This is a genomic window from Lysinibacillus sp. GW823-FHT06C08, from assembly GCF_058795135.1.
Map to the genome: position 1 here is coordinate 31,329 of NZ_JBXAHN010000003.1, position 13,054 is coordinate 44,382.

At 36.9% G+C, this 13,054-nt stretch carries 8 protein-coding genes; all 8 read left to right on the top strand.

What is annotated here, in order from left to right:
* Positions 1-329: 329 nt before the first annotated feature.
* The 8 genes from clpX (at position 330) to hemA (ending at position 13,010) form a co-directional block, all read left to right on the top strand.
* On the top strand, positions 330-1,601 hold the full coding sequence (clpX, locus tag AC1Q6O_RS10215; RefSeq protein WP_008180649.1) for an ATP-dependent protease ATP-binding subunit ClpX: 1,272 nt from the start codon (positions 330-332) through the stop codon (positions 1,599-1,601).
* Positions 1,602-1,830: 229 nt separating this feature from the next.
* Positions 1,831-4,155 carry an endopeptidase La gene (gene lon / locus AC1Q6O_RS10220; protein WP_043990746.1) on the top strand — a complete coding sequence of 775 codons (2,325 nt, stop codon included), beginning with the start codon at positions 1,831-1,833 and terminating at the stop codon, positions 4,153-4,155.
* Between the two features lie 4 nt (positions 4,156-4,159).
* Complete coding sequence (gene yihA, locus AC1Q6O_RS10225) at positions 4,160-4,741, top strand: ribosome biogenesis GTP-binding protein YihA/YsxC (protein WP_008180654.1); 582 nt, start codon at positions 4,160-4,162, stop codon at positions 4,739-4,741.
* Positions 4,742-4,877: 136 nt separating this feature from the next.
* On the top strand, positions 4,878-5,051 hold the full coding sequence (locus AC1Q6O_RS10230) for a YjfB family protein (RefSeq protein ID WP_008180656.1): 174 nt from the start codon (positions 4,878-4,880) through the stop codon (positions 5,049-5,051).
* Positions 5,052-5,194: 143 nt separating this feature from the next.
* On the top strand, positions 5,195-6,853 hold the full coding sequence (locus AC1Q6O_RS10235) for a DUF5666 domain-containing protein (RefSeq protein ID WP_043990747.1): 1,659 nt from the start codon (positions 5,195-5,197) through the stop codon (positions 6,851-6,853).
* 206 nt (positions 6,854-7,059) lie between these two features.
* Positions 7,060-8,508 carry an S-layer homology domain-containing protein gene (locus AC1Q6O_RS10240; protein WP_346037715.1) on the top strand — a complete coding sequence of 483 codons (1,449 nt, stop codon included), beginning with the start codon at positions 7,060-7,062 and terminating at the stop codon, positions 8,506-8,508.
* A gap of 18 nt (positions 8,509-8,526) precedes the next feature.
* Positions 8,527-11,448 carry a VWA domain-containing protein gene (locus AC1Q6O_RS10245; RefSeq protein WP_090002892.1) on the top strand — a complete coding sequence of 974 codons (2,922 nt, stop codon included), beginning with the start codon at positions 8,527-8,529 and terminating at the stop codon, positions 11,446-11,448.
* 197 nt (positions 11,449-11,645) lie between these two features.
* The gene (gene hemA / locus AC1Q6O_RS10250) at positions 11,646-13,010 is read left to right on the top strand and encodes a glutamyl-tRNA reductase (RefSeq protein WP_008180664.1); all 1,365 of its coding nucleotides are present in this window, start codon (positions 11,646-11,648) and stop codon (positions 13,008-13,010) included.
* Positions 13,011-13,054: the final 44 nt, after the last annotated feature.

Genomic DNA, 13,054 nt, shown 5'->3' on the forward strand with positions numbered 1-13,054 from the left:
GACATTAACAATCAACATTTCTTCGAATGAAAAAAGCCTTGGTAGATGAATGTAGTAGATTTATAAATAAAAAGCTATGTAGCTGATCAAGATATCAGTAGTTGATGACAGCTTGAATCTTATATGTCAGTAGTGAAGAACCGAGACCTTAGAAACGAAAGGTCGCGCAAATGGGTTCCTGAAAAATATGCTGCAGACGGCGAATGAAGTAAACAACATGATGTTATAATCTACTTGCATGAATGCGAAGGCATAAATGATGCAGACAATTTATTTGATAAAGGTTCAATAATCTTGTAAGATTGTTGCTTGAATAGGGGTGAAACATATTGTTCAAATTTAATGATGAAAAAGGCAATTTAAAATGCTCATTCTGTGGAAAACCACAAGAACAAGTGCGTAAATTAGTAGCAGGTCCTGGTGTGTATATTTGTGATGAGTGTATTGAGCTTTGTTCAGAAATCGTTGTAGAGGAACTAGGTGTAGAAGAGGAAATCGAATTCCAAGATATCCCGAAACCAAAAGAGATTCTAACGATTTTAGATGAGTATGTAATTGGACAAGAGCGTGCTAAAAAAGCATTAGCAGTTGCGGTTTATAATCACTATAAACGCATCAATACAAACAGTAAAATTGATGATGTTGAACTGGCAAAATCGAACATTGTGTTAATCGGCCCGACTGGTAGCGGTAAAACATTATTAGCTCAAACGTTAGCACGTATATTAAATGTTCCATTCGCGATTGCGGATGCTACTTCATTAACTGAAGCAGGATATGTGGGTGAGGACGTTGAAAATATTTTATTAAAGCTAATCCAATCAGCAGATTATGATATCGAACGCGCTGAAAAAGGTATTATCTATATTGATGAAATCGATAAAGTTGCACGTAAGTCAGAAAACCCATCCATTACACGCGATGTTTCTGGCGAAGGTGTTCAGCAGGCACTTCTAAAGATTTTAGAAGGAACTGTTGCAAGTGTTCCACCACAAGGTGGCCGAAAACATCCTCATCAAGAGTTTTTACAAATCGATACAACCAATATTTTATTCATTGTTGGTGGAGCATTTGATGGCATTGAATCCATCATTAAACGTCGCCAAGGTGAAAAAATAATTGGATTTGGTTCAGATCCGAATATAGTGGACGTAGATGAAGGTTCTATCATGTCTAAGCTGATTCCTGAGGATTTACTGAAATTTGGTCTAATTCCAGAGTTCATTGGTCGATTACCAGTACTTGCTAGCCTAGAGCAATTAAATGAAGCTGCACTAGTACAAATTTTGACAGAGCCTAAAAATGCGTTAGCTAAGCAATATCAGAAAATGCTTGAACTAGACGGTGTTGAGCTTGAGTTTGATGAAGGTGCACTTGCGGAAATTGCGAAGGAAGCAATTGAGCGTAAAACAGGTGCACGTGGTCTTCGTTCAATAATTGAGTCAACGATGCTTGATGTAATGTACGAACTGCCTTCACGTGAAGACGTAAAAAAATGTATCATTACTGCAAAAACAATTACGGATAAAGAAAAACCGAAATTGCTTCTTGAAGATGGCACTGAACTCGATGAAGGTAGCGACACAAAAACTTCAGCATAGCGTATAGATTTGGCTGTCTACCGTTATGAGATAAAGAGTAATTAGCTGACTTCGATTGTGCAATGTTCGCACATATCGACAGTCAGCTTTTTATTCATTCTTACATATTGGCCAACTGACTTGTAGAAATTTTTGGCTCGTTTCAATAACTAGTGTGAATCAGTTTTTTAAACACATACTAGTAGCGCGGGAATTGAACATGAAAATTTTGACGGAGGTGAATACCCGCATGGTAACTATACAAAAAACAACAAATGTACCATTATTACCTTTACGTGGACTTTTAGTATTCCCATCGATGGTGTTACATATTGATGTGGGTAGAAATCGTTCTGTAGCAGCGCTAGAACAGGCAATGTTAGAGGACCAGATGATTTTATTGGTAACACAAAAGGAAATGCACGATGAACAGCCAGAAGAACAAGATTTATACGCGATTGGTACAATGGCTTATGTCAAACAAATGTTAAAATTACCAAATGGCACATTGCGAATTTTAGTTGAGGGAGTCGCGCGTGCATCTTGGAAAAACTATCGTGCCTTAGAAAATTTTACATTTGTTGATATCGACGTAAAAGAGGATTTGTTAGGTAAGGATGTAGAAACGCAAGCTTTAATGCGTACACTATTAACGTATTTTGAAAAATATGCTAAATCCTCTAATAAAATAACAGCCGAGACCATCAACACTGTAGCAGATATTGAGGAACCAGGAAGATTAGCAGACATTATTGCATCACATTTACCATTTAAAATTGCAGATAAGCAAGAAGTGTTGGAAATGCTGAATGTGAAGAAACGACTAGATCACTTAATTATTCGTTTGCACGATGAACAAGAAGTACTCGATCTGGAAAAGAAGATCAATTCAAAAGTGAAGCAATCGATGGAGCGTACGCAAAAAGAATATTATTTACGTGAACAGATGAAGGCTATCCAAACCGAGCTTGGCGACCGTGAAGGAAAAACGGGTGAAGTAGCAGAGTTACGTAAATCAATTGATGCGTCAGGGATGCCTGAGTCAACAAAAGAAGTGGCACTGAAGGAATTAGATAGATATGAAAAAATTCCAGGTGCTAGTGCTGAAAGTGGCGTTATCCGAAATTACATCGATTGGCTCATTTCATTACCTTGGACAAAAGCAACTGAGGATCGCATGAATATTGATCATGCTGAGAACATTTTGAATCGGGATCATGATGGATTAGAAAAAGTTAAAGAACGGGTTCTTGAATATTTAGCTGTCCGTCAGCTGAAAAATTCACTTCGTGGACCGATACTTTGCTTAGCGGGACCTCCAGGTGTGGGGAAAACATCATTAGCTCGCTCTATCGCGGAAAGCTTAGACCGCAAATTTATTCGTATTTCATTAGGTGGGGTTCGTGATGAATCTGAAATTCGTGGGCACCGTCGTACGTATGTAGGAGCTATGCCAGGTCGTATTATCCAAGGAATGAAAAAGGCTGGTACCATTAATCCGGTATTTTTATTAGATGAAATTGATAAAATGTCTAATGACTTTAGAGGAGATCCTGCTGCAGCGATGCTAGAAGTTTTAGATCCTGCGCAAAACAATACATTTAGTGATCACTATATTGAGGAAACATATGATTTATCAAATGTCCTATTTATTGCCACTGCCAATGATTTGAGTAGCATCCCAGGACCATTGTTAGACCGTATGGAAGTAATTTCTATAGCAGGCTATACAGAAATTGAAAAAGCGCAGATTACGAATAATCATTTAATTCCGAAGCAATTGAAAGAACATGGTTTGAAAAAGTCACAAGTTATTATTAAGGATGAAGCCGTAATTGATATTATCCGTTATTATACACGTGAGGCTGGAGTACGTGGTTTAGAACGTCAAATTGCTACGCTTTGTCGTAAAATTGCCAAGATAATTGTCTCGGGTGAGAAAAAACGGGTAACGGTTAACTCGAAATCAATCCAAGAATTGCTTGGTAAACATCGTTTCCGTTACGGACAGGCTGAAAAGGAAAATCAAGTAGGTGTTGCAACTGGTCTTGCTTACACAACAGTTGGTGGCGACACATTACAAATTGAAGTATCCTTAACACCTGGAAAAGGGAAATTGCAACTAACAGGTAAGCTGGGAGATGTCATGAAAGAATCAGCTCAAACAGCCTTATCCTATGTTCGAACAAAAATGGAGAAACTTCAAGTAGATCCAGAATATTTTGATACACATGATATCCATATTCACGTTCCAGAAGGTGCTGTCCCTAAAGACGGGCCATCTGCAGGTATTACAATGGCGACAGCTATTGTCTCTGCAATTCTAAACCGACCGATTCGCAGAGAAGTGGGGATGACAGGTGAGATCACATTACGTGGTCGAGTACTACCAATTGGTGGTTTGAAAGAAAAAACATTAAGTGCTCACCGTGCAGGATTAACAACTATTATTTGTCCACAGGATAATGAACGCGATATAGAAGATATTCCTGACAGTGTCCGTGAGCAACTTACATTTAAACTAGTGTCATCGGCAGATGAAGTATTAGCCTATGCACTGGACGGAGGTATTTAGAAAAATGAAAGTCCATAATGTCGAAATGGTCATTAGTGCGGTAAGACCAGACCAATATCCAGAAGATGGACTGCCAGAATTTGCATTAGCTGGTCGTTCAAATGTAGGGAAATCTTCCTTCATTAATCGAATGATCGGACGTAAAGCTTTAGCGCGTATTTCGTCTAAACCTGGTAAAACACAAACCCTGAACTTTTATAAAATTGAAGAACAATTATTTTTTGTAGATGTTCCGGGCTATGGTTATGCAAAGGTTTCGAAATCAGAGCGTGAAGCGTGGGGAAAAATGATTGAGCGTTACTTTACAGGGCGTCAAGAATTAAAAGCAGTTGTACAAATTATTGATTTGCGTCATCCTCCAACAGCGGATGATCGCATGATGTATGATTTTTTAAAGCATTATAATATTCCTTGCATTGTGATTGCAACGAAGGCAGATAAAATTCCAAAAGGTAAATGGGATAAGCATAAAAAAATTGTCAAAGAGACATTGGAGATGGAAAAAAATGATCCACTTATTGTCTTTTCTTCAGAAACAGGCCTTGGTTTTGAAGAGGCTTGGCGTACTATCGAAAATAGAATGTAAAAAAAAGCATCTATTGGTTCTAATGAATTAGGACTGTAGATGCTTTTTATTTTTACTAATGAAGTATGGAGAAACTTGGAGAATATGCTTGAGAAATAAAAAAATTTGCCGATAAGGTAGATAGGAGGTGGACTGTATGGATATAGCGGCTTTATCGATAGCAATGAATCAAGCGACACTTATGCAAAACGTATCCTTGGCTGTAACAAAACAAGCGATGGATATGCAGCAGCAAAACACAGAACAATTAGTTGAAATGTTAGATGCTCCACATCCGACAGCTGGACATACAATTGATGTTCAGGTCTGAGCAGGCAAGGTAGCTTTAATTGAAAGCTACCTTTACTTTTAAAGTTATCGGTTAAGATAGAAATTGTAACTTTTTGAATGAGAAAAACTACCAATAATACGATATACTATTCATGACTAAAATTTAGCAAGGAGGCAGAATTTTTGAAAAAGATATCATACATACTATCGATTATGTTACTGATGGTTCTAGTTTTTTCCTTTAACCAAACAGCTAAGGCTGCCCAATTAGTAACTGGTACCTTTGTTGATGTAACATATTCAGAATATACCAAGCCAGATGGCACGATAGAAAAGCAACTGAGTAAAGTGACATTGCAAAATGATCGAGGCCGTTCTGTAACCTACAATATTAGTAAGAACACACGCTTATTTATTAATAATACGTCCACAACTATAGAAGGTTTTAAAATGGGCATGGAAGTGGAAGCTGACATTTCTTTAAGAAGTGTTGTGGAACTACGAGGTAAATCTAATTTACCAACAGAAACGAATGTTCCATCAACTGGAGGCAACAGTACCACAATTGCTGGTGTCGTAACAAGTATCGATCCTAATGGATTATTTATTATGGTTAAGCCAGATGTTGGTGCAGAGACTACTTACTATATTAATAAAGAAACCGTTTATCAAAAAAGCTCATCTGCAACGGATATCAGTGCACTATATGTTGGAGATCGAATTAAATTGAGCTTGAAAAATAAAAATACTTCTATTGTTACAAAAATAGCAATAAGTGAAACGGGTACGCTTGTAGAAAACCTATATAAAGGGGAAATACAAGCAGTTAATCCTAATGCCAATAAATTAACTGTCAAAAACCAGCATGCTTTTGTTAACTGGCAATTTGGCTCTCAAATAACTGCAGACCTTTCAACAATGCCTTTTACTTCCAAGGTACCGATATATGTGGGAAATACTAAGGTAGAGAAAGGTCAACTGAAAAATTATATTGGTAGTGAAGCTTACTACGCGACTGTAAAACAATTTGGGAAAGAAGTTATTGAGAAAATTGTAGTATTGAAAAATAATGAACGAACTTATTATGAACCAATGCTATCTGTTGATACAGATTACAAACTGTTAAAACTTAAAACAGCAGGCTCAATGTATTTCCATAATGGAACTATTTTAATTCGTAATGGGCGTTTAATTGAACCGACGGGGCTTATGGCTTATGGTACAGCATTTGTAATTACAGATGGTGCTGCTCGTGATCACTATGCACAAGTAGTGCAAGTGACGAGTGATAGCTTTATGTCTCCAAACTTAGCTGGTCATGAATTATATTATGGACGATTATCTCAAGCTGATGGATACCTTATTGAAATTGACGATGCTATGAAAATAGAATCCAATGTTTTCAAGAAAACAGATCGTACAGTTCTGTCGGTTAGTAATTCAACAAAGGCAAAGGTAGATGACGGAAGTAGAACATATAATGTCATGCCTGATATTGAACTTTATTTATCTGAAGGGGATTATGGTTACTTCTATGTGAAGGATGGTCATGTACAGGCCCTTCATATGTTAGATAATGCCAAACCCGTTGCACCATTAATGCTTACAGGGAAGTTACAATCTGTGAAATCTACGTATCCTGCTGTTATAAACGTCAAGAGTGTTAGTCAATGGCAAAATGGCCATTGGTATGAAGCAGGTGAGATGATTAATATGAATATTGATCAAGCGACACTGATAAAAGCAGGTAAAGTGATTCAGGCATCTGATTTACAGCCATCGGATCGTTTAGTTGTACTATCGGATCGATTTGTAAAGGGACATTTTATTTTAGTAGATTAATGTCAATAACAAACTAAAATCTGCGAGTCTAATGCGAATAGTATTAGCAAAAAGGCGATGTATTCATAATCTAAAAAAGGAATCTTCGCTTCGGCTTATGGGCTAAATTGTCAATACTTTCGAAAGATAAGCAGATTTTTGCTTTAGAAATTTTTAAAGCTAGCATCATGATTCACTTTATGTATAGTGAAAGAGAGGATAAGCGCATGCCAAAAAATTGGTCAAAATTAGTGTTAGTCATTCTGGCTATTTTTGTAATTAATTCGATTACACCATTCCATGCATCAGCTGCTTCATTAGAAACAACAGGTGCCGTGAAAAATGAATATACATATGAGGAAGCGGTATTTCTTTCAGGATCACCCGTCATTTTCAAAGGAACAAGTAAAGATATTAAAATTACACAAAAAGAATCGAAGGGCAAATTAACTGAAACGTATAGTATGAAGTTAACTGGCAACAATGGCGCAACATTAACAAGAAACATTGCCTACGAGTCAGATGTTGTGGATTATGCAAGTATTGGTCAAAAAACTTCTAATGGAGAGGTTAAGAAATATACTGAAAAAATTACAATCGGATCGATTACTTATTCTTTAGTCGATTATCAATTTTCCCAAGGAACTGTTACAGATAATCGGGCAGCTTCTGATTATTACTCGGGAAATGTAATTTCAAGAAAGACCTATGCCTATGAAACTGGCAAAGGGAAAAATGCGGTTCAAAACACCATAACGATTGAAACTGATAGCAGACATGCAGGCTATGAAAACTTTTGGGGAGCAACTGAAACACAAATCACAGAGTCTGTATATTCATTCAGTGATGGTAAGACAAGCCATGTAAAAAATCGCGTATCTACTAGTAAATCACGTATCCTGAATTACGAGGAGAACCTAGGTACTTTAGGTAGCTTCGAAGGTGGCTATGCCGTTGTCAGTGAAAAGGACGTTATATCGGAGTACACTTATAATTTAGCTTCTGGACAAAAAGGTACACTGGATTTAGATACAGAATATATGCCAACTATTGAACGTCTTATTATTCCTAAATTTCGGGACTTAACAAATCATTATGCGAAAGAAGCAATTGAGAAACTGTATTCTCTAGGTATTTATTCAGATTCAAGTAATTTCTTCTCTCCTAAAACACCAATGAAACGCATTGATTTTACTACAGCCATTGGTAAAGCGGTTGACCTACGCGTGTTTGAAGAAAAGAAATCAAGAAAAGCTCCTACTACAAGTGTCTTTAAGGATTTAAAACGATCTACTAAAGACTATTTCTATATTGAATCAGCTTTAAATAAAGGGATCATTAAAGGGGTTTCATCGGATTACTTCATGCCTGATGGTGCTATCACAAGAGCACAGGCGGCAACTATCTTTGTTCGTGCCTTAGGCCTGGAAAATAGAGCGCCGAATCCTGGCTTTTTAACGAAATTTACGGATGACAACCAAATTCCAAACTATGCAAGAGATGGTATCTATATTGCCAATGAGCTTGGATTGATGATTGGCGATTCTGCTGGACGTTTTAATCCAAATAAACCACTGTCTCGAGCAGAAGCTTCCGTTGTTCTAGAACGTTTCTTGAAATATTTAGAAGATGACTTGAAACAAAATTATCGTGATGACATATTGTTCTTTAACTAAAGAAAGGACTGAACAACCATGACATATGTAAAAAAAGCATTGCTTACTATGCTGTGCTTCATGCTGCTTTTGATGACAGCAACACCTGTTGTTACGCAAGCAGCTACAACAATTAGAGATGTTCCGACGAATAGTAGTAATTACAAAGCCATTTCTTGGGCGGTTGACAATGAATTGATGTCTTTGAACAATGCCAATAACTTTTTACCGAGTGAGCAAGTGACAGATCGAGAGCTTGTCCTCATGTTTGCGAAGCTAGATCGTAACTATCCATTATCTTATATTGATAGTGTGGCTTATAACTTTTATAGTGATTTTTATTTACCGTTTAATGGAACACATGTAAATGCCAATCGATCAAAAGCGATTACTCGTGGTCAATTTGCACAAATTTATGCCGCTTTTAAAGGATTGGATTTAGATGAACCACAAGCTGTTCAATATTTATATTCAAACAATTTATCGACAAGTAGTTCAGGTAAAAAAACATTTGCAAGCTTTAATCCATCAACAAAATTAACGCGTGGTGATGTAGCGACATTCTTATATAGAGCAGTCCAAAATGGTAACTTTGCCGTACAAGGATTAACGCGAAGTGCAGCTGGTCGTGATAATGATAGTATTACATTACCTCCAGGATTCATGGGCTCCAATAGTGCGGATTTTGAAGAACCAAAGGATAACTCCAATGATTTTACTGGACCTGATTATGTAAATAATGCATTGCAAAGCATTGTAGTGGAAAAACCAGATTTAATTGCGAATGAAGTGGATTCAACACTTGTGACTGTATCTTTAAAGGCTTGTAATGGAGACCCTATTGCGGATGATAAATCTTATACATTCCGTGTGACGTCAACTTACGGTACGATTATCGATACTTCCGGCGAAGCGGTTAGAACCGTCCAATCTGATGGTTCGACTGTATCAGCTATTGTTGTAGCGCCAAAATTAACAAAATCTGCTCGTGATACCATTTCCTTTGAATTGGTTAATAACACAGATCCAGCAATGAAGTGTCTTGTGGGGCAAAAATTAAAAGCAGAGGTGCGTTATTCACCACAACCTGAATTGCGTATAGATTACCAAGTCTATGATCCTACTAATACAGATGATGATAATGGGAATGTGACACCACCGTATATTCCATATGAGAAGTTGCCAGAGTTCTTCACACAAAACATAATTGATGTGTATTCACCAATTCCATTGAAGTATGATGGGGATAAAAAACTATTTAGTATTGGGCAGCAAACTAATGTAACAGACGCCTTGGGCAATGTTCAAAATGTTTATTTACGTTACGGAGGCTCAGACCCTAGATATCCAGCACTAGGGTATGAAAATGCTATTTTACAATTTGAAAACTACAATATTTCTGTTTACCTTTTTGAGGAACTGTTAAATCGTCGTTTAGATAATTCTGTCACATCGCCAGCTAAAACTGAAATTATGTATATGATTTCTGAAGATGGCCGTCCGATTTATCGTGTTCAAGGGATTGATGATGAAATCGCCTCTCAGGTAGAAAACATTAATCCAGTTGGAGCTATCATCCAGCTTATGAACCATATGCCAGAAGAAAAAAAATTGACACTTGAACATTATGATAGTGTCATGAAAATTTATTCTATTTTTACAAACTTAAGTAACTATGATCGTACGGTGTTATTAAAATATCAAGGCGGGAAGCTACTTGGACAAGTAGAGGCTTATAAAAAACGAGTAGAGGCATTGAAAGAAAGTGCTGATGCTGCCTCTAGACCATCGGGCAAGGATCGCTATACAAAAGTCATGGTGACGTTAGTTCGTCCTGGTGGAGAACCAGTTACGGATTATCAAGGAACAGTCAAAATCAAGTATGATGGAGTGGAAAAAACAGCTTCATTTATTACGAATACTTCAGATCCATTAAACAATACAGGCAGTCCAGGTACAGCTGTTGCATACTTTGACTCTATCATCTATGGAAAATCCAAAGTAGAAGCAACACTTGTCAATCCGATAGACCCTCGTTATGCAACGATTTTGAAGGGTTTAAAAGATAAAACAGTAAGCAAAGATATTTTTACTAATCCGTACTTCAGTAAAAATTCATGCTCATTAGCAACAGAAGTTGCTTATGTAGTGGACTATTCTTCTTCTATGAAGGCTGTTGATCCAACTAATTATCGTGGCAAGAAAATGATTGAATTTATCAATCAATTGAAGGCGAAAAATAACATCGTCATCGAAACAAACACAAAGGCAACAATTCTTGGTGAGGGTACAACAGATGCTGTATTGAAGAAAGACCTTTATAAAGCGTCTAAAGAGAAAGGTGCTACGGATATTTTTGCAGGTATTGATATTGCATTAACGAAATTCTCAAACGATACAAAAACGGCTAAAGCTATTGTGGTTGTATCTGATGGGAAAACAAGTAAATCAAAAATGACAAAAGTGATCAATGAAGCGAAAAAGCAAGGTGTGAAAATATACACAGTAAGTATGGGCAAGAAATCACAAATAAATGATGCTACTTTAATGCAAGTGTCTACAGAAACTGGCGGAGCTTATTATCACGCGCTTGATAATTTACAATTGCATCAGGTGTTCCAAAAGTTAATTGATGCGATTTTATGTAAAACTCCGGCATCAAGCTGTATCAACCCGGATGATTTATTTGAAGATGCAAATGTATCATTACGAAAAGGCTATCTTACAATGAGTGCTCGTATTGATGGTAATTGTCCAAACGTTGCGAAGATTAATGTACGTTATAAATCGATTAGTGGTGATGTACAATTCGAGTTGCTAAAACGTAGTGATCATGTGTTTATGTTAACGAAAACAGTACAAACTATGCAGGACTTTAAAGTTAATAATGAAATTGATTTGATCGCATATGATAAAGATGGAAATATTATTTCAATGAAAACTATTTCTATAACAAATTAATGATGAAAACTGCCTCCTATTGCGGGGCAGTTTTTTAATTTGAAACAAAACGTATAATTTGTTACACTTAGTTTATAATAATTCTAATGTAGATGACGAAATGCAGTTCTTCATGACATGTTCACAAATTATAGATGAACTATTGTCGAACTGTGCTATAATGAAATTTGTGAATTAGAACGTGTGAGGTGTTATTCATGCATACCATCGTAGTAGGCTTGAATTATAAAACAGCGCCTGTTGAAATAAGAGAGAAGTTATCATTCATTGAGAGTGAACTACCTCAGGCAATGGAAGCGCTGCAAAAGCAGAAAAGTATTTTAGAAAACGTTATTGTTTCGACATGTAACCGTACAGAAATTTATGCTGTTGTGGATCAATTGCATACTGGACGTCATTTTGTGAAACAATTTTTAGCTGATTGGTTTGACTTGCCTGTGGAGACATTTTCTTCGTATTTAACAATTCGTGAAGAGGATGAGGCAGTCGAACATTTATTTAAAGTGACAGCTGGGATCGATTCAATGGTTCTAGGTGAAACGCAAATTTTAGGGCAAGTAAAAAAAAGCTTTTTAAGTGGACAAGAGATTGGCACGACAGGAACGGTTTACAATCAACTATTTAAACAAGCGGTAACATTTGCAAAGCGAGCACATAATGAAACAGCTATCGGCGAGAATGCGGTATCAGTTTCTTATGCAGCAGTAGAATTAGCAAAGAAAATTTTTGGCTCTTTACAACGCAAGCATGTAGCTATTCTAGGTGCAGGGAAAATGGGGGAGCTTGCGATTGAAAACCTCTACGGCAGTGGAGTAGGAAAAGTAACAGTAATTAACCGTACGTTTGAAAAGGCGGAAAGTCTAGCTGCAAAATTCCATGGTCAAGCTAAATCAATGAAGGAATTACAGTGCTCCTTATTAGAAGCAGATATTTTAATTACATCGACTGGTGCAACTGATTATGTCATTGATTATGAGCTCATGCAATTCGTGGAACGTTTACGTAAAGGGAAACCATTATTTATGGTAGATATCGCTGTTCCTCGTGATATCGATCCACGTGTTGGCGATTTACCAAATGTTTTCTTATATGATATTGATGATTTACAAGGTATTGTCGAAGCCAATTTAGCGGAACGCGAACGTGCTGCTGCTGATATTACGGATATGATTGGGCATGAAGTGCTCCAATTTAAAGATTGGGTGTCTACGCTTGGTGTCGTACCTGTGATTTCTGCATTACGGAAAAAAGCAAATCGTATTCAAGAAGAGACCATGACTAGTATCGAGAATAAAATGCCAGATTTAACGGAACGTGAACGTAAAATTTTAAGTAAACATACAAAATCAATTATTAATCAATTGTTAAAAGAGCCAATCTTACAAGCTAAAGAAATGGCTAATTCACCAAAAGCAAATGAACAGTTACGTTTATTCCAACAAATTTTTGGTATAGAAGAAGCTGTGGAAGCTGAAGTTCAAGAGATGACGAAGCAAGAGCTTGAGCGTAAAGAACGCGCACAGGCAACTCAAACTTCTGCTGAACCAAAGTATTCTTTCTAAATAATCTAATGCGTTTTGTACACTGAAGTTGTACGAAGTGGTGT